Raw genomic sequence first — 17,162 nt, forward strand, 5'->3', positions numbered from 1 at the left:
TCTCCGACATGAGCGAGCCCGAGAGCAACGTCCGACCGGCCACCGCGGGTGTCGCCCAACTCAGGCACCGGGTGACCCGCATGCGCGGTCGCGATCCGCATGAGGACGGTCGCGCGGCCACCAGCCTCGAGTTGTTCTTCGATCTCACATTTGTGGTGGCCTTCGCGTTCGCCGGAAGCGAGGTTGCGCACTTCGTCGCCGAAGGGCATTACAAGACCGCCGTGATCGGGTTCGTGTTCTGCACGTTCGCGGCGGTGTGGGCATGGATCAACTTCACCTGGTTCGCTTCGGCATTCGACACCGACGATTGGGTGTATCGCCTGACGACGATGCTGCAGATGGTTGGTGTCCTCATCCTCGCCCTGGGCATCGAGCCGCTGTTCGCGTCGGTGGACGAGGGCGGTGTCGTCGACAACCGCGTGCTCGTCCTCGGGTATGTGGTGATGCGCCTGGCCATGGTGCTCCAATGGGTCCGCGCCGCCCTGAGCAGCCCGGACTACCGTCGAACCTGCCTCACGTACGCAGTCGGCATCAGTGTTGTGCAGATTGCCTGGATTGGGGCCATCTTCCTCGACACCACCCTTCTGCAGACCCTGCTGGTGATCGGGGTGCTGGTCGTCTGCGAGATGGCGGTGCCGGCGATCGCCGAGAACATCGGCGATGAGGGCACAACGCCGTGGCACGCCCATCACATCGCGGAGCGGTACGGTCTGCTCGCGATCATCACCTTGGGCGAAGGCATCGTCGGCACCACCGTGGCGCTGCAGGCGGTGGTCCACTCGGCCGGATGGACTCTGGAGACGGCGATCCTCGGCCTCGCGGGAGTCGGCATCACGTTCGGCATGTGGTGGGTCTACTTCATCGTTCCGGCCGGCCACGCCCTGCACCTTCAGCGCGGCAAAGCGTTTGTCTTCGGGTACTTCCACATCATCGTCTTCATGTCGATCGCGATGATGGGCGCGGGACTTCACGTTGCGGCACTGTTCATCGAACACAAGGCGACGATCAGCGAATTGGCCGCGGTGGCGTCCGTGGTGCTGCCCGTCGGGGTCTTCATCGGGTCGGTCTTCCTGCTGTACGGATTCCTGCTGGGCTTCGATCGAACCAATGTGGCGTTGGCCGTCGGGTCGGGCGCCATCCTGGCGGTCGCGGTGGTGCTGGCAGCAAACGGGGTGTCCGTGGTGACGTGTCTTGTGGTGATCGCCCTGGCGCCGGCACTCTGCATCGTGGTCGACGAGCGACTCGGCAGTGAAGGACGCAAGAAGGCACTCGAGGCTTTGGTGGCCGGTTCGCGCTGATCGCGGCGGACGGTAAGGTCTGGCACGTGCGAGTACTCGTCATCGGATCGGGCGGCCGCGAACACGCCCTCGTATTGGGCCTGGACCGCGACCCCTCGGTCACCGATCTGCATGTTGCCCCCGGCAATCCCGGCACCGCAGCTGTGGCCACCAATCATGCGGTCGACATCGTCTCGTCGGACGCCGTGGTGTCGCTGGCCCGGGAGATCGAGGCAGACCTGGTGGTCATCGGCCCCGAGGTCCCCTTGGTGGTCGGTGTTGCGGACGCTCTGCGGGCAGCCGGATTCGCAACCTTCGGGCCGGGTGAGCAGGCAGCAAAGATCGAGGGCTCCAAGGCCTTTGCCAAAGATGTGATGGCCGCTGCCGGCGTGCGTACGGCGCACAGCGAGATCGTCGACAGTCCGGCCCGGCTCGATGCCGCCCTCGACCGGTTCGGTCCCACCTGGGTTGTCAAAGACGACGGCCTTGCCGCAGGTAAGGGCGTGGTGGTCACCGCCGACCGCGTTGCCGCCCGCGCCCACGCGGCCGATCTTCTCGAGAGCGGCCACCCGGTACTGCTGGAGTCGTTCCTCGACGGCCCCGAGGTGTCGCTCTTCTGCCTGGTCGACGGTGAGACGGTGGTTCCACTGTTGCCCGCCCAGGACCACAAGCGGGTCGGCGATGGCGACGCGGGGCCGAACACCGGTGGCATGGGCGCCTATACGCCGTTGCCGTGGCTGCCCGAGGAGATGACCACGCGCATCGTCGACGAGGTCGTCGCGCCGGTCGCGGCGGAGTTGGCCCGTCGCGGGATCCCGTTCTCGGGACTGCTCTATGCCGGTCTGGCCATCGGCGCAGACGGACCGGCAGTGGTCGAATTCAATTGTCGCTTCGGCGATCCCGAGACCCAGGCGGTTCTGGCTCTACTCAAGTCACCGCTGGGCGTTGCCCTCAACGCCACCGCGACAGGGCACCTGGACCAGCTGCCGCCCCTGGAGTGGGAGCCCGGGGCCGCCGTCACCGTGGTGCTGGCAGCCGAGAACTACCCGGGTCGACCCCGTACGGGCGATCCGATCACCGGTGCCGACGCGGAGGGCGTGCTGCACGCCGGTACCGCATCGGTCGACGGATCCGTGGTCTCCAGTGGCGGGCGCGTGCTCAGCGTTGTCGGTGTCGGAGAAGACCTGGCAGCCGCACGGGCCCAGGCTTACGAGCGACTGTCGGGAGTCAAGCTGGCGGGTGCGCACTACCGCCGCGACATCGGCCTGGCAGCCGAAGAAGGCCGTATCTCTGTTTGACTGCCGCCGGCACGCAGGTCAGGCCGCGAGGTTTCGGCCTAGAAACGCGACCTGCCCGGGCAGGACGCCGCGCCAGTATCGGTTGGTGTGTCCGCCGGGTGAGGTGCCGAAGGCCGGTGGTGGCCGCAGGCCCGCCATCCATTGCCGGGTGTAGGTGAAGAACTGGTCGCTGGATCCACACTCGATCAGCAGTGGGATCTTCATGAACGAATCTTGTTGCCCGAAAAGCGAATTGGCCTGGTAGTCGGCGAGACTGTCGAAGGCTCGCGGTGGGTAGGTCGAGGGGTCGCCCCATAGCGCGGGGGAGCTGACTGCGATGGCCGATACCCGTGGTGCGCCCAGCAGTGCACCCAGGCGCAGTGCGCCGTAGCCGCCCATGGACCAGCCGAAGAATCCGATGCGATCGGTGCGCAGCTGGAGTTCGGGGGTGCCGTCGAGCAGTGGCAGGAACTCGTCGAGCACCATCGCGCCGCCGTCGGTGCCATCGGCGCGGGGGTGATAGTAACTGCGCGCGGCATCCACGGCGGCGAGGGCAAACGGCGCATTGCCCTGGTTCACCCAGTCCTGCATCAGGTTCTGCATCTCCAGACCCCCGCCGAAAGCCGCCCTCTGGTCGGTGTTCAGCGCGTGCAGCACCACCACCACCGGCAACTCGCCGGTGACACCGGCCGGCCGTGCGACAATCCAATTTGTTTGACGTCCAAGCATTTTGGCGGAGACGAAGCTGCCACTGAACATCTCGGCCGTCCCACTCTGCGGAACAGTCGGCGCAGTGGAGGTGGTCTTGGGTTCGTCCGCGCGGGCCGGCTGAGGTGCCACGCGCTTCGAACCGTCACCCGACGCGCACGCTGCCAGCAGCCCCATGGCGCCCAGGCCGGCACCGGCCGTGAGCAGGGAACGACGGGGTATCACCAGATCGGCGAGTCCGGAAGCGCCGTCGTCGTTGCTTCCGGGTCGCTGGAAGCGGTTGCCTGTGGTAGTCATTGCGAGATACACGGTACCTGCGGCCCGGCGCCGAACGACCGTTCGACCCTCTGACGCGATGTCGTTTACGGCAGGCGCTAACTTCGACAGATGCGGTCGCAATCGGACAGATCCCAGGTCGAGATGTTCCATGTGATGGACGTGCTGGCAGCGATCGCCAAACGACGGGCCCGCGGCCTCGACGTCGTGTCGTTGGCCGCCGGTCAGCCCTCGACCCCGGCTCCGGCGCCGGTCCTCGAGGCCACCGCGGCCGCCTTGCATGCCTCTCCGCTGGGCTACACCGAGTCGCTCGGTATCGCGCCGCTGCGCGAGGCGATCGCGGCGCATCACCGCGACACCTATGCAGTGGAGGTGAGTGCGGACGACGTCGTGATCACCACGGGCTCATCCGGTGCATTCACCCTGATCTTCCTCGCTGCTTTTGATGCAGGCGACACGGTCGCTATGGCCCGGCCGGGTTATCCGGCATACCGCAACACGCTTTCGGCGCTGGGTTGCCAGGTACTCGAACTCGATTGTGGTCCCGAAACGCGGTTTCAGCCGACGGTCGACATGCTCGAACAACTCGACCGGCCGCCGGCCGGATTGATCGTCGCCAGCCCCGCGAACCCCACCGGGACAATCCTCGCGCCCGAGGAACTCGCCGATCTCGCCGCCTGGTGCGACGCCCACGGCACGTTGCTCATCTCGGACGAGATCTATCACGGCATCAGTTACGGGCGGCCCACCTCATGCGCATGGGAGACGTCGCGCCAGTCGGTGGTGATGGGTTCGGTGTCGAAATACTTCTGTATGACCGGCTGGCGACTGGGCTGGATGTTGGTGCCTGAACCTCTGCGTCGGCCCGTCGAGCGACTCACGGCGAACATGACGATCTGTCCACCGACCATCAGCCAGCACGCCGCGGTCGCAGCGTTCACCCCCGAGTCACGTGCCGAACTGGACGGGCACGTGCGGCGTTACGCGCGAAATCGTGAGTTGTTGGTGGGCGGCCTCGCCGCGCTCGGCATCACCGACGTGGCACCTCCCGACGGGGCGTTCTATGTGTACGCCGATGTCGGTGCGATCACCGACGATTCGCTGGGCTGGTGTGAAGGCGTGCTCGAGCAGACGGGGGTCGCCATGGCGCCGGGCCTGGACTTCGACACCCGCAAGGGACACCGAACCGTGCGGATGAGTTTCGCCGGCGCGACCGACGAGATCGAGCGGGCGCTGCAACTCCTCCGTCCGGTTCTCAGCTGATCGAGCATCACTGAAATCCTTGCCGGAGGTCAGTTTTTTGCCGAAACGATCCCGCCGCCGCGTGCCCTTTGCCACCATGGCGGGGTGAGAGCAGCAGCGACCCCCAAGGGGACGCGCCGAAGGGCGCGATTGATCGCCGCCGCCGGGGAATTGTTTCTGGAGGGCGGTTTTGACGCCGTCCGACATCGGGCGGTGGCCGACCGAGCGCAGCTTCCGCTTGCCTCCACGACGTATTACTTTGCCTCACTTGAGGATTTGGTTGCCGAGGCAGTGGCGTCCGCCTGTGCGAATGATTGCGATGCGATCATCGAGAGGGGCCGGGGGCTGACCCGGCGTCGCCGCGGGGCCGAGGCGACGGCCGAAGTGCTTGCCGATGTCTTCATCGGGGAGGACACGTCGCGAGAGCGTCTGACCTGCCGGTTCGAGTCAGTTGTTCTCAGTGCGCGGGTGCCGCGACTGCAACAGGTTCTCATCGACCACCGAAACACGTTGCGTAACACCCATTTCGAGGTTCTCGAGAAGTCGGGCCGCAGCACCGATCCCAGTGGGATCGAGCAGTTGATGGCTGTCGAGGACGGTGTGGTGATCGGGGCCCTTGCTGACTCGGTGGAGGACGTGGTCAAGGTGACCCGCACCGCCCTGAGCGAGGTCATCGACCAACTCGCACCCGTCGCCGCGGTGTAATGCGCCGGTCGTGACCGCCATGTGAGGGGGCCGTGGCGGACATGTCGCATAATGAGGCGTGTCTGAAACAAAATCGCCGACCGAGAAGCCGCGGGTCTCGAACGTCCTGGCCGGTCGCTATGCGTCGGCAGATCTGGTGCGCTTGTGGTCTGCCGATCACAAGATCGTCCTGGAGCGGCAACTGTGGGTCGCCGTCCTCAAAGCGCAGCAGGAACTGGGCGTCGATGTGCCCGATGAGGCGATCGCCGACTACGAACGTGTGCTCGATCAGATCGACCTTGCCTCCATCGCCGACCGTGAACGGGTCACCCGCCACGACGTGAAGGCGCGCATCGAGGAGTTCAACGCCCTCGCCGGCCACGAGCACATCCACAAGGGGATGACCAGCCGCGACCTCACCGAGAACGTCGAGCAATTGCAGATCCTGCGGTCGCTCGAGCACGTACACGCACACGGTGTCGCCACCGCGGCACGCTTGGCCGACCGGGCCGCCCAGTACTCCACGCTGGTGATGGCCGGTCGCAGCCACAACGTCGCGGCGCAGGCCACCACCCTCGGCAAGCGATTCGCATCGGCGGCCGACGAACTGCTCATCGCGCTCACCCGCTTGCGCGAGCTGATCGACCGCTATCCGCTCCGCGGCATCAAGGGCCCGATGGGCACCAGTCAGGACATGCTCGACCTGCTCGACGGAGACGTCGACAAACTGTCCCAGCTGGAGTCGAAGGTGGCCGACCACCTCGGGTTCTCGAAGTCGCTGACGTCGGTGGGTCAGGTCTACCCGCGATCGCTCGACCACGACGTGGTCTCGGCGCTGGTACAGGTGGCTGCCGGCCCTTCGTCGTTGGCTCACACGATTCGCCTGATGGCAGGCCATGAGCTGGTCACCGAAGGTTTCCAGGCAGGGCAGGTCGGCAGTTCGGCGATGCCGCACAAGATGAACACCCGCAGCTGCGAGCGGGTGAACGGGCTCGCCGTGGTGCTCCGCGGCTACGGATCGATGGCTGCGGAACTGGCCGGTGCGCAGTGGAACGAGGGCGACGTGTTCTGTTCGGTGGTGCGCCGCGTGGCATTGCCCGACGCCTTCTTCGCCATCGACGGACTGCTCGAGACGTTCCTGACGGTGCTCGCCGAGTTCGGTGCCTACCCGGCTGTGATCGCCAAGGAACTCGACCGGTACCTGCCGTTCCTGGCGACCACAAAGGTCCTCATCGCCTCGGTTCGTGCAGGCGTCGGTCGCGAGGTCGCGCACGAGGCGATCAAGGAGAATGCCGTCGCCGTGGCCCTCGCCATGCGCGAAGACGGTCGCGATCCCGACCTGCTGGACCGACTGGCCGCCGACGACAGGATCCCTCTCGACCGCGCCGGGCTCGACGCTGCGCTGGCCGACAAATCGGCATTCATCGGCGCTGCAGAGCACCAGGTGGCCGACGTCGTCGCTCAGGTGGGCAAACTCGTCGATCAATATCCCGACGCCGCCGGCTATGCGCCGGCCCCTATTCTCTGACCGTTTCGCCTGCTGTGGCCTTGGTCGGCCGGCTGTGCAGACCCTCCGACTCCGTCGACTTCCTCCGGTTGCAACCGGCGCGTTTGGCTGGAGTCGGAGGTTCTGCTGTGGGCCCGGGCTGCGGGTTGCGTAGACCCTCCGACTTCGTCGACTACCTCCGGTTGCAACCGGAGTTTCTGGCCGAAGTCGGAGGCTTTGGCGGGCCTGGGTTGCGGTTCACGCAGACCCTCCGACTTCGTGGAGTTCCTCCGGTTGCAACCGGAGGTCCTAGCCGAAGTCGGAGTTCGTGCGCGCCTATAGAAGCCTGAACGGGTTGACAGTCACTCCCGAGTCCGTAGTATTCAACCCACTGGTTCATAACCAGTTGGTTGAATAAGGGAGAACGACGTGTCGGACGATCAACTCAGTGCCGTGTTCGCGGCGCTCGCCGACCCCACGCGACGGGCTCTGCTGGCTCGGCTCGCGGAAGGTGAGGCGACGGTGTCGGCGCTGGCCGAGCCGTTCGACATGAGTTTGGCGGCGGTGTCCAAACACCTCAAGGTTCTGGAACGTGCCGGACTCATCTCGCGGGGCCGCGACGCGCAGTGGCGACCGTGTTCCCTCGAAGCCGAGCCGTTGGCGGCGGCCAGCGACTGGCTCGCCGGCTATCGCCGTTTCTGGGACGGCAGTTTCGACCGTCTCGAACAACACATCAACCGGATCACCGGGTCCGGCCAGGGAAAGGAAACACCATGACAGACACGGCAACTCGCGAGTTCACGATCGTCAGAGAGTTCGCTGCCACTCCGGAGGTGGTATTCAACGCCTGGGTCGACAACGACCAGGCTGCGCAATGGATGGGCCCCGAGGGTTTCACCATGCCACGTGATCGCATGCATGGCGATGCACGACCAGGCGGCAGCTATGGCGGAGTGATGATCAGCCCTGACGGTGAGGAGTTCGCCACAGGTGGTGTGTATCAGGAGGTCTCGGCACCAGACCGCCTCGTATTCACCTGGGGCGACCCGACGAACACCGACAGCGTGTCCGTCTGCACGGTGACCTTCGAAGAAACAACGCCGGGCACCACAACCATGACCTTCCACCTCCTCGCGCCGGGACCGCTGAGTCCGGAAGACGGTGCCCGCGGTGGATGGAACAGCTGCTTCGACAACTTGCGCCGACTGGTGGAAGTCCGGTGACAAGCGCGGCGCACAACGACCCGAATGCGCTCCCACAGGGCGACATCGGACTGCTCGAGACGGACGTGGCCCGCGAACTCCTCAGCCTCGCCTCGCCTGCTCGGCTCGCTTATGTGGCGGCCGACGGCAGCCCGCGGGTCTTCCCCATGAATCACTGGTGGACAGGTACCGAATTGGTCATGGCCACGTTCACCGGTGCCGCAAAAGTTGCAGCGCTTCGTAGGCGACCGGCAGTGGCGATCACGATCGACACGGTGTCAGCCACACCCCACGTCCTGCTGTTGCGAGGCGATGCGGTGGTCACCGACGTCGACGGCATCGTGCCCGAATACGAGCTCGTCATGCGCCGGGATATGCCACCGGCACAGGCCGATGCCTACTTCGACGGGTTGCGTGCCGATGGCGCGACCATGCATCGCATCGGGGTGATTCCGACCTGGGTGGGCGTACTCGACTTCCAGACGCGTTTTCCAGGAGCGGCCCCGGCCGCGATGAGCGCTCCGAGTTGAGGTCGTCGAAGGCTCCCGGAATGATTGGGAACGCGCTTTCGAAGGCGGGCTCAGGCGATGTGGAGTACTAGTCGGCCGCGGTATCGGCGTGTCCGAGGTTCCAATCCGGCACCGCGATGTCGCGCACGAGTTTCTTCAGAGTGGCGATGTCCGGAAAGCCGTTGTCGCGCTTGCGCTCCCATATCAACCGTCCGTCGACCTCGATGGTGAACACGCCGCCGGTACCTGGCACCAGGGTCACCGACCCCAGTTCGGTTCCGAAGGTGTTCAGCAACTCAGTTGCCATCCACGACGCCCGAAGTACCCAGTTGCACTGAGTGCAGTAAGTGATGGTGACCGATGCAGCCGATGTGCTCACCGGTTCATTGTGGCAGTCTTCGCAGTCGGCGGATATTCGTGCCGACAGCGGTAGCGAAGACCAGATGACTTCGGACGGGACGACGACGTGACGGTAGTAGGCCTTGTATTCACCGCGATTGCGGCACTCATCCACGTGTACATCTTTGTGCTCGAATCGCTGCGTTGGACGGCGCCGGCAACCCGCAAGACCTTCGGAACCACGGCCGAGGAAGCCGAAGCGACCAAGGAGATGGCCTTCAATCAAGGGTTCTACAACCTGTTCCTGGCGATCGTCACCGCTGTCGGGATCGTGTTGACCCTTGTCGATCACGCCGATGCCGGAGCTGCGCTGGTGTTCGCCGGCGCTGGGTCGATGGTTGCCGCGGGTCTCGTTCTGTTGATCTCGTCGCCCGAGAAGGGGCGTTCGGCGCTGATCCAGCTGACGCCGCCGGCAATCGGCGTCGCGGCTCTTGCTGCCGGCCTGGTGTTCTAGCGCCACCTGCCCTGGACGTCGAATGGCGTGCCCGCCCGACTAGCCTGAAAACCATGCGTCCGAGCCTGGAGTCCTACGAACATCTCGCGGCCGGAAAGGTACGTGACCTCTATTCGATCGACGAGCAGACGATGCTGATGGTGGCGTCCGACCGGATCTCTGCCTTCGACCACATCTTGCCCACGCCCATCCCTGACAAGGGCCGGGTTCTCACCGCGATGAGCGTCTACTACTTCGGTGCGCTGGGCGTTCCCAACCACCTGGCGGGCGATCCGACCGACAGTCGTATCCCCGCCGAACTGGTGGGCCGAGCGCTCGTGGTCAAGAAGCTCGACATGCTCCCCGTCGAGTGTGTCGCGCGCGGGTACCTGACCGGGTCCGGCCTCCTCGACTACATCGCCACCGGCTCGGTCTGCGGAATCGCCCTCCCGGAGGGGCTCGAGGAGTCGAGCAGACTCCCCGAACCGATCTTCACCCCCGCGACCAAGGCAGACATCGGCCAGCACGACGAGAACGTCAGCTTCGACGCGGTGGTTGCCACTGTCGGCGAAACGCTCGCGCAAAAGCTCAGAGACCTCACCCTCGACATCTACTCGCGGGGATCTGAGCTGGCGGCAGAGCGTGGAATCATTCTAGCCGACACCAAGTTCGAGTTCGGCCTCGATGAAGAGGGCACTGTTGTCCTCGCCGACGAGGTCTTGACACCGGACAGTTCGCGGTACTGGGACGCGGCGAACTATCGAGCCGGCATGGTGCAGCCCAGTTTCGACAAACAAATCGTCCGCAACTGGCTCACCGGCCCCGACTCCGGGTGGGACCGCGATGCAGACAATCCCCCGCCTCCGTTGCCGGACGACGTCGCGCAACGTACCCGTGACCGCTACATCGAAGCCTACGAACGTATTTCAGGTCTGTCATTCGATGACTGGCCGAAGGGAGAGCAGTGACCGACACCTCGCAGGACGCAGCAGCAGGCGCGCCGCCCGTCGCGAAGAAGATCCCGTTCGAGCGCAAACACCACGGAGACACCGTGATCGACCACTACGAGTGGTTGCGCGACAAAGAGGATCCAGAGGTCATCGCATTCCTCGAACAACAGAACGAGTACACCACCGCGCACACCGCCGACCTCGCTGATCTCCGCGCGGACATCTACAACGAGATCAAGGGCCGCACTCAGGAAACCGACATGTCGGTGCCGACGCGACGCGGTCAGTACTGGTATTACGCACGTACCGAAGAGGGCAAGCAGTACGCACTCAGGGCGCGGTGCCCGATCGCCGGCCCCGACGACTGGACGCCGCCGACGGTCGAGCCCGGTCAGAGTGTGCCGGGGGAGGAGATCCTCCTCGACTCCAACGTCGAGGCCGAGGGCACCGACTTCTTCAGTCTCGGTGCGCTCTCGGTGAGCGAAGACGGCAATCTGCTGGCGTACAGCGTCGACACAGCTGGTGACGAGCGATACACCATGCGGTTCAAGGACCTTCGCACCGGTGAACTGCTCGCCGACGAGATCCGTGACACCGCGCCGGGCGCACTGTGGTCGCTCGATGGCAACCACGTCTTCTATCAGACCGTCGACGAGGCATGGCGGCCCGACACCGTCTGGCGTCACGACCTCGGTGCAGGTACGCCCGACGTCAAGGTGTTTCACGAGCCCGACGAGCAGTACTGGGTGGGGATTGGTGGAACCCGCAGCGACAAGTACCTGATGATCACGCTCGGTTCGAAGATCACCACCGAAGTCCGGATTCTCGACGCTGCCGACCCGACCGGCGAGTTCACCGTGGTGTGGCCCCGTGAAGAGGGAGTCGAGTACGGAGTGGAGCACGCCGTGATCGACGGACGGGATCGCTTCCTGATCCTGCACAACAAGAACGCCGAGAACTTCGAGCTGCTCGACGCGCCCGTCACCGATCCCACCGACACCCGGGTGCTGGTCCCGCACGACCCGGAGGTCCGGATCGAGGATGTCGACGCCTTCGCCGGCCAGCTGGTCCTGAGCTATCGGCGAGAAGCGTTGCCGCGGTTGTCCATCGCGCAACTCGACGGCAGCGGTACCCCGGAATTCGTCGAGGTCTCGTTCGATGAGGAGCTCTACTCGGCCGGACTCGGCGGCAACCCCGAATGGGCGGCCCCGCGGCTGCGCATCGGGTACACGAGCTTCATCAACCCCACAGAGGTGTTCGATCTCGACGTCGCGACCGGCGAACGGACACTGCTGAAACGTCAGCAGGTGCTCGGCGACTTCGACCCGGCCGATTATGAGCAGTACCGTGATTGGGCCACGGCAAGTGACGGCACCAAGATCCCACTGTCGGTGATCCGGCGCCGTGAACACGCCGACGGGCCCGCGCCCACGTTGCTGTACGGATACGGCTCCTATGAATCGAGCAACGATCCAGGATTCTCGATTTCACGGTTGTCGTTGCTCGACCGCGGCGTCGTGTTTGTCATCGCCCATATCCGCGGTGGCGGCGAGATGGGCCGGCATTGGTACGAGACAGGTAAGACCCTCACCAAGAAGAACACCTTCACCGATTTTGTTGCCGCTGCACAACATCTGATCGAGACCGGTGTCACCACCCCCGAGCAGTTGGTCGGTGAGGGCGGCAGCGCCGGTGGCCTGCTGATCGGAGCGGTCGCGAACCTGGCGCCCGAGCTGTTCAACGGCATACTCGCGGTGGTCCCGTTCGTGGACCCGCTGACGTCCATCCTCGATCCGTCGTTGCCACTCACCGTCATCGAGTGGGACGAGTGGGGAAACCCGTTGGCAGACAAGACGGTCTACGAGTACATGAAGTCGTACTCTCCATATGAGAACGTCGACGCCAAGCCGTACCCGCAGATCCTGGCGGTCACCTCGCTCAACGACACCCGCGTCCTCTACACCGAGGCGGCGAAATGGGTTGCCCGGCTGCAGGACAGCACAACCGGAGATGCGCCGATCCTGTTGAAGACCGAGATGAAGGCCGGACACGGTGGTGTCAGTGGCCGTTACAAGCAGTGGGAAGAAGTCGCCTTCGAGTACGCGTGGGTGCTGCGTCAGACGGGCGCCGTCTGAGAACTGGACTGCAACAAACGGCGCGACCCGGCTGGTGCCGGGTCGCGCCGTTTGTTTGATCTGAACTGCTTGCGATACCTGAACTGTGCGTCCAGGCGGTCAGTGCATGATCACCGGGGTCTTCGCCTCGGTGTCGGCATCGACCGCGTCGTGCACTATCCGCTTGCGCGGCAGGAAGAACGCTGGGATCAGCGTCAGCACGATCAGCCCGACCGACACGATGAACGTGTCACCGAAGGCTCCGGCGATGTCGCCGCCGCTCTCGACCGCGCCCTTGACGTTGTTGGCCAAGATCACCGAGATGACCGCGGTACCCACCGACCCTGCGGCCTGCTGCACAACGTTCATGAGAGTCGAACCGTCGGGAACCTGAGCCGGATTGAGTGTTGCCAGCGCGGCGGACATGATGGGCATCATCGTCATACCCATGCCGAGGCCCTGGACGAACAGAGCCGCGCCGAGGAGCCAGTACGAGGTGTCGGCGCCGATGAAGATGAAGACGCCGAGTCCGATTGCGATCAGGACGATGCCGGGGACCACCATCTTCCCGGGGCCGTGCTTGTCGGTCAGCCGACCTGCAATCGGCATGGTGAGCATGGCTCCGATGCCCTGAGGTGCGATGAGCAGCCCGGTCAAGAGCGTGGTCTCGCCGCGGACGCCGATGTAGTACTGCGGGAACAGCAACATCGCACCGAAGAACGCGATCATGAACAGCGACATGGTCACCACCGACCACGACAACTTGCTGTTGGTGAACAGTCGCAGGTCCAGCAGAGGGTTGCGTGCACGCAGGGCATGCACGATGAACCCGGCAACCAGGATTGCTCCGATCACGGCCGGTATCAGCACCTTTGCGGTCATGAAGGTGCCCTCTTCGGTACTCGAGGAGATGCCGTAGAGGAACAGCGCCAGACCGGGAGACAGCAGGAGCAGTCCGACGAAGTCGAACGTCGGGCGCGACGTCTCGTTGTCCTTGGGCAGGATCCAGTAGGAGTACGCGAAGGCGAGTGCACCGATCGGGACGTTGATCAGGAAGATCCAGTGCCAGCTGGCGTACTCGATCAGGGCGCCGCCGATGATCGGCCCGAGGATGGGGCCGAGGAGCATCGGGATGCCGAGCACTGCCATCACCGACCCGACCCGAGCCGGGCCTGCCGCCTTGGTCAGGATCATCATGCCGACCGGCATCAGCATGCCGCCGCCGAAACCTTGGAGCACCCGGAAGATGACCAGGGTGCCGATACTCCAGGCCAGCGCACACAGCACCGAGCCCAGGACGAACAGCACCAGCGACGTCAGATAGACCTTCTTGGTGCCGAAACGTGCGGCGGCCCAGCTCGACAGCGGGATGACCGCGGCCAGGGCCAGCGTGTAACCGGTCATCGTCCACGCCGAACCGGCCTGGTCGGTGCTGAACTCATCTTGGAATGTGTTCTGCGCCACGGACACAACCGTGGTGTCGAGAATCGACATGATTGCGCCGAGCACGACCACGGCAGCGATCTTGATCACTGCCGGATCGAGCTTGTCGCTCGCACTCGACGTAGTTGACGGTGAGGTCATGGGGTCACTTTCTCGATCGTGTTCGAATGTCTATCGGGCGGCGGCCGAGATGGCGGCCGCCAAACCCTGTGTGGCAGAACCAGTGCGGACATCGTCCGGGCACATCGGCGTGCTCAGATAGTCGCCGGCGAGGATGGGGAGCAGGGCACTGTTGAGATCAGCGCGCAAGTCGCTCGGGAGTTTCGCGATCACATCACGCACCGAGTTTTCTCGACGCCGGATGCTCAACGCAACTGCTTTTTCGCCACCTTCGGCAAGCGAGACCCTCTTGATCCGGCGGTCGTGCTCGTCTTCGCGTCTCGACACCATGGAAAGACCGACCAGCTTGTCGACGGCGCGTCCGGCGGCAGCAAGGGACAGGTGGAGCTCGTCTGCCAACTCGTTGACCGACAGCGCATTACCGTGCCGGCTGAGGATCAGCAGAGCCTTGTAATGGGTGAAGCCCAAGTCTGTCTCGATGAGGTCATCCATCGCGTCGGCGTCGAGTGCGCAGGACAACCGGGTCAGGAACTCGTGCACTGTTCGAAAGGTCTCTTCGACCCCGCCTGATTGTGACACTGGCTAACGGTAACGCCGACGCAACTATTGACACCAGCGCAACCAACTGTGTTTTCGGTTACATGGGCTGCGCCCGACTGCCGCCACCGGAAGCCGTCATCGTCGTAGCCTGTGTGAATGACCACCGACATCAAGAACATTCCCCTGCGCACACTGTCCGGCGACTCGACCACTCTCGGAGAGTTCGGCGGCCCCGTCCTCGTGGTGAACGTTGCCAGCAAGTGTGGTCTGACGCCGCAGTACGCCGGCCTGGAGAAGTTGGCCGAGAACTACCGCGATCGTGGCCTGACCGTGGTGGGTGTGCCCTGCAACCAGTTCATGGGGCAGGAGCCCGGTACCCCCGAGGAGATCGCCACGTTCTGCTCGACGACCTACGGAGTGACGTTTCCGCTGCTGGAGAAGACCGACGTCAACGGCGACGACCGCCACCCGCTGTACTCCGAACTCACCAAGGCGTCAGATGCTGAGGGCGAAGCCGGTGACATCCAGTGGAACTTCGAGAAGTTCCTGCTCAGCGCGGACGGTGAGGTTGTCGGACGGTTCCGCCCGCGTACCGAGCCGGAGGCGACCGAAGTTGTCGAGGCCATCGAGCGCACGCTCGGATAGCGGGATCCGGCGTGTGCCGGGACGGTCGCCGGCGCTGATTTTGCGTGTTGTCCACCTGAGGGCAACCGGCTGACCACCTGTGCCCGCAATACTGGGCGCCGTGGCAGGACAACTGATCGTGTCGGTTTCCGGTATCCGTGACACCACCCTTGCGCAGGTCCAGGCCTTCGCCGATGAGGTGGCCACGCGGGATGTGCCGCTGTCGTTCCTCGCCGCGCCTCGTCTCAAGGGCGGCTACCGCCTGGCCGAGGATGCCGATACCTGCGCATGGCTACGCGAACGACGCAGCGGCGACGACGCGATCGTCCTGCACGGGTACAACCAGGTACCCAGCCGCCGCCGGCGAGCCGAATTCGCCGAACTCGGAGCGCATGAGGCCGGTCTGCGATTGCTGGCCGCCGACAGGATGCTCGAGCAGATCGGACTGCGCACCCGGATCTTCGCCGCACCCCGGTGGAATGCGTCGCCGGGGGCTCGTTCCGCCCTGGCCGGTCGCGGATTCCGTACCAACCTGGGCTTCACCAGCATCGAAGACGTGATGACCGGGACGTCCACCAAGGCGCGAGTCCTCGGTATCGGCGACGGCTTCTCGGCCGAGTCATGGTGGTGCCGGCTCCTCGTCCGCAACACCGTCCGGGTGGCGCGCCGCGGCGGAGTGGTCCGGCTCTCGGTGGCGGCCAAACACCTCGGCGAGCCGGTGACGGGCAAAGCCGTTTTCGACTGCATCGACCTCGCCTTGCTCCACGGCGCGCAGCCGGTGACGTACCGCAACCTGACGTCGACCGCGCTGCGACGGGCTGCCTGAGACAGGAAGTCGACGCCGAGACTCCAGGGCCAGTTCGAGCCGGGAACCTCCGGGGCCGGTCCATCAAGCGATTGCCGGTAGAGTGACGGCTGAAAACCGCAGCTGAAGAGGAGCGCCCAAGTGGCTCGAGTGGTAGTTGACGTGATGCCCAAAGCCGAGATCCTGGATCCGCAGGGTCAGGCGATCAGCGGCGCGCTGGGCCGATTGGGGTTCGACGGCATCGCCGACGTGCGCCAGGGCAAGCGTTTCGAACTGGAAGTGGACGATTCGGTGGATGACGAAGCGCTCGACCGCATCGCGGCAGAGTTGCTGGCCAACACCGTCATCGAGGACTACTCGGTGACCCGGGTGCAAGAGGCCGCATCGTGACGGCCCGCGTCGGGGTCATCACGTTCCCCGGGTCGCTCGACGACATCGATGCCGCGCGCGCGGTGCGCCTGGCCGGTGGCGAGCCGGTGGAACTGTGGCACGGCGACGGCGACCTGCAAGGCGTGGACGCCGTTGTGGTTCCCGGTGGCTTCTCCTACGGCGACTACCTGCGCGCCGGCGCGATCGCCAGGTTTGCCCCCGTGATGGGTGCTCTGGTCGAGGCTGCAGGCAAGGGAATGCCGATTCTCGGAATCTGCAACGGCTTTCAGGTGCTGTGCGAAGCCGGGCTGTTGCCGGGGGCACTCACCCGCAACAACGGACTGCACTTCCTGTGTCGCGACCAATGGCTGAAGGTCGAATCGACCGCTTCGTCGTGGAGCAGCCGTTTCGAGCCGGGCGCAGAGATCCTCATCCCGCTCAAATCGGGTGAAGGCCGTTTCGTCGCCTCCGAGGCAGTGCTCGACGAACTCGAAGGTGAAGGCCGCGTGGTGTTCCGTTACGCCGGCGACAACCCGAACGGCTCGATGCGCGACATCGCCGGAATCGCCAGCGCCAACGGGCGCGTGGTGGGCCTGATGCCGCATCCCGAACACGCCACCGAAGCGCTGACCGGACCGAGTGACGACGGCCTCGGGTTGTTCTACTCCGCTCTCGACGCAGTACTCACCACGGCCTGAGCACAA

19 protein-coding genes are annotated in these 17,162 nt (G+C 64.9%); 15 read left to right on the plus strand and 4 right to left on the minus strand.

Features of this window, described 5'->3' with window-relative positions; translation table 11 throughout:
* The first annotated feature begins 8 nt into the window (after positions 1–8).
* Positions 9–1,298, plus strand: coding sequence for a low temperature requirement protein A (locus tag WIMU1_RS04590; RefSeq protein WP_245969118.1), 1,290 nt, complete (start codon positions 9–11; stop codon positions 1,296–1,298).
* 26 nt (positions 1,299–1,324) lie between these two features.
* Positions 1,325–2,575 (plus strand): phosphoribosylamine--glycine ligase, encoded by a 1,251-nt coding sequence (gene purD, locus WIMU1_RS04595; protein WP_062795289.1) that lies wholly within the window; start codon positions 1,325–1,327, stop codon positions 2,573–2,575.
* Between the two features lie 18 nt (positions 2,576–2,593).
* On the opposite strand, the gene WIMU1_RS04600 is transcribed toward purD, so the two are convergent.
* Complete coding sequence (locus WIMU1_RS04600; RefSeq protein ID WP_062795863.1) at positions 2,594–3,559, minus strand: alpha/beta hydrolase; 966 nt, start codon at positions 3,557–3,559, stop codon at positions 2,594–2,596.
* A 90-nt stretch (positions 3,560–3,649) separates the two neighbouring features.
* On the opposite strand from WIMU1_RS04600, the gene WIMU1_RS04605 reads away from it, so the two are divergent.
* The 6 genes from WIMU1_RS04605 (at position 3,650) to WIMU1_RS04630 (ending at position 8,682) form a co-directional block, all read left to right on the plus strand.
* Complete coding sequence (locus tag WIMU1_RS04605) at positions 3,650–4,801, plus strand: pyridoxal phosphate-dependent aminotransferase (RefSeq protein ID WP_062795290.1); 1,152 nt, start codon at positions 3,650–3,652, stop codon at positions 4,799–4,801.
* Between the two features lie 84 nt (positions 4,802–4,885).
* Positions 4,886–5,485 (plus strand): TetR/AcrR family transcriptional regulator, encoded by a 600-nt coding sequence (locus WIMU1_RS04610; RefSeq protein ID WP_084247990.1) that lies wholly within the window; start codon positions 4,886–4,888, stop codon positions 5,483–5,485.
* A 58-nt stretch (positions 5,486–5,543) separates the two neighbouring features.
* Entirely contained in the window at positions 5,544–6,992 is a 1,449-nt protein-coding gene (gene purB, locus WIMU1_RS04615; RefSeq protein ID WP_062795292.1) for an adenylosuccinate lyase, read from the plus strand.
* Positions 6,993–7,379: 387 nt separating this feature from the next.
* Complete coding sequence (locus WIMU1_RS04620) at positions 7,380–7,727, plus strand: ArsR/SmtB family transcription factor (RefSeq protein ID WP_023957415.1); 348 nt, start codon at positions 7,380–7,382, stop codon at positions 7,725–7,727.
* Positions 7,724–8,173 (plus strand): SRPBCC family protein, encoded by a 450-nt coding sequence (locus WIMU1_RS04625; protein WP_062795293.1) that lies wholly within the window; start codon positions 7,724–7,726, stop codon positions 8,171–8,173. The genes WIMU1_RS04620 and WIMU1_RS04625 overlap by 4 nt, the downstream gene beginning before the upstream one ends.
* A complete protein-coding gene (locus WIMU1_RS04630) occupies positions 8,170–8,682 on the plus strand; it encodes a pyridoxamine 5'-phosphate oxidase family protein (protein ID WP_245969117.1) in 513 nt (170 codons plus the stop codon). Before WIMU1_RS04625 ends, WIMU1_RS04630 begins: the two co-directional genes overlap by 4 nt.
* Positions 8,683–8,749: 67 nt before the next feature.
* On the opposite strand, the gene WIMU1_RS04635 is transcribed toward WIMU1_RS04630, so the two are convergent.
* A complete protein-coding gene (locus WIMU1_RS04635) occupies positions 8,750–9,040 on the minus strand; it encodes an Rdx family protein (protein WP_062795294.1) in 291 nt (96 codons plus the stop codon).
* 87 nt (positions 9,041–9,127) lie between these two features.
* On the opposite strand from WIMU1_RS04635, the gene WIMU1_RS04640 reads away from it, so the two are divergent.
* From WIMU1_RS04640 to WIMU1_RS04650, 3 genes are read left to right on the plus strand one after another with little or no spacing between them, the layout of a single operon-like run.
* Positions 9,128–9,514: a DUF1304 domain-containing protein gene (locus WIMU1_RS04640; protein ID WP_062795295.1), complete on the plus strand. Its 387-nt coding sequence runs from the start codon at positions 9,128–9,130 to the stop codon at positions 9,512–9,514.
* Between the two features lie 53 nt (positions 9,515–9,567).
* On the plus strand, positions 9,568–10,461 hold the full coding sequence (locus WIMU1_RS04645; protein WP_062795296.1) for a phosphoribosylaminoimidazolesuccinocarboxamide synthase: 894 nt from the start codon (positions 9,568–9,570) through the stop codon (positions 10,459–10,461).
* Positions 10,458–12,578: a S9 family peptidase gene (locus WIMU1_RS04650; RefSeq protein WP_062795297.1), complete on the plus strand. Its 2,121-nt coding sequence runs from the start codon at positions 10,458–10,460 to the stop codon at positions 12,576–12,578. The genes WIMU1_RS04645 and WIMU1_RS04650 overlap by 4 nt, the downstream gene beginning before the upstream one ends.
* 99 nt (positions 12,579–12,677) lie before the next feature.
* Here the strand turns inward: WIMU1_RS04650 and WIMU1_RS04655 are convergent, their stop codons facing one another.
* A complete protein-coding gene (locus WIMU1_RS04655) occupies positions 12,678–14,141 on the minus strand; it encodes a DHA2 family efflux MFS transporter permease subunit (protein WP_062795298.1) in 1,464 nt (487 codons plus the stop codon).
* A 30-nt stretch (positions 14,142–14,171) separates the two neighbouring features.
* Positions 14,172–14,699, minus strand: a complete 528-nt coding sequence (locus WIMU1_RS04660) for a MarR family winged helix-turn-helix transcriptional regulator (RefSeq protein WP_245969116.1) — start codon at positions 14,697–14,699, stop codon at positions 14,172–14,174.
* 117 nt (positions 14,700–14,816) lie between these two features.
* Between WIMU1_RS04660 and WIMU1_RS04665 the strand changes: the two genes are divergently transcribed.
* The 4 genes from WIMU1_RS04665 to purQ all read left to right on the plus strand — a co-directional run bounded on the left by WIMU1_RS04665 (position 14,817) and on the right by purQ (position 17,156).
* Positions 14,817–15,305, plus strand: coding sequence for a glutathione peroxidase (locus WIMU1_RS04665; protein WP_062795299.1), 489 nt, complete (start codon positions 14,817–14,819; stop codon positions 15,303–15,305).
* 100 nt (positions 15,306–15,405) lie between these two features.
* On the plus strand, positions 15,406–16,110 hold the full coding sequence (locus WIMU1_RS04670) for a DUF2334 domain-containing protein (protein WP_062795300.1): 705 nt from the start codon (positions 15,406–15,408) through the stop codon (positions 16,108–16,110).
* Positions 16,111–16,230: 120 nt separating this feature from the next.
* On the plus strand, positions 16,231–16,479 hold the full coding sequence (purS, locus tag WIMU1_RS04675; protein WP_030173357.1) for a phosphoribosylformylglycinamidine synthase subunit PurS: 249 nt from the start codon (positions 16,231–16,233) through the stop codon (positions 16,477–16,479).
* Positions 16,476–17,156 carry a phosphoribosylformylglycinamidine synthase subunit PurQ gene (gene purQ, locus WIMU1_RS04680; RefSeq protein ID WP_030173355.1) on the plus strand — a complete coding sequence of 227 codons (681 nt, stop codon included), beginning with the start codon at positions 16,476–16,478 and terminating at the stop codon, positions 17,154–17,156. Before purS ends, purQ begins: the two co-directional genes overlap by 4 nt.
* Positions 17,157–17,162: the final 6 nt, after the last annotated feature.

This window comes from Williamsia muralis NBRC 105860, assembly GCF_001598915.1.
Classification (GTDB): Bacteria; Actinomycetota; Actinomycetes; order Mycobacteriales; family Mycobacteriaceae; genus Williamsia; species Williamsia muralis.

Coding starts and splice junctions, on each gene's coding strand:
- WIMU1_RS04645 (WP_062795296.1), top strand. CDS start 9,568: ATGCGTCCGAGCCTGGAGTCCTACGAACATCTCGCGGCCGGAAAGGTA.
- WIMU1_RS04605 (WP_062795290.1), top strand. CDS start 3,650: ATGCGGTCGCAATCGGACAGATCCCAGGTCGAGATGTTCCATGTGATG.
- WIMU1_RS04625 (WP_062795293.1), top strand. CDS start 7,724: ATGACAGACACGGCAACTCGCGAGTTCACGATCGTCAGAGAGTTCGCT.
- WIMU1_RS04655 (WP_062795298.1), bottom strand. CDS start 14,141: ATGACCTCACCGTCAACTACGTCGAGTGCGAGCGACAAGCTCGATCCG.
- WIMU1_RS04665 (WP_062795299.1), top strand. CDS start 14,817: ATGACCACCGACATCAAGAACATTCCCCTGCGCACACTGTCCGGCGAC.
- WIMU1_RS04600 (WP_062795863.1), bottom strand. CDS start 3,559: ATGACTACCACAGGCAACCGCTTCCAGCGACCCGGAAGCAACGACGAC.
- WIMU1_RS04590 (WP_245969118.1), top strand. CDS start 9: ATGAGCGAGCCCGAGAGCAACGTCCGACCGGCCACCGCGGGTGTCGCC.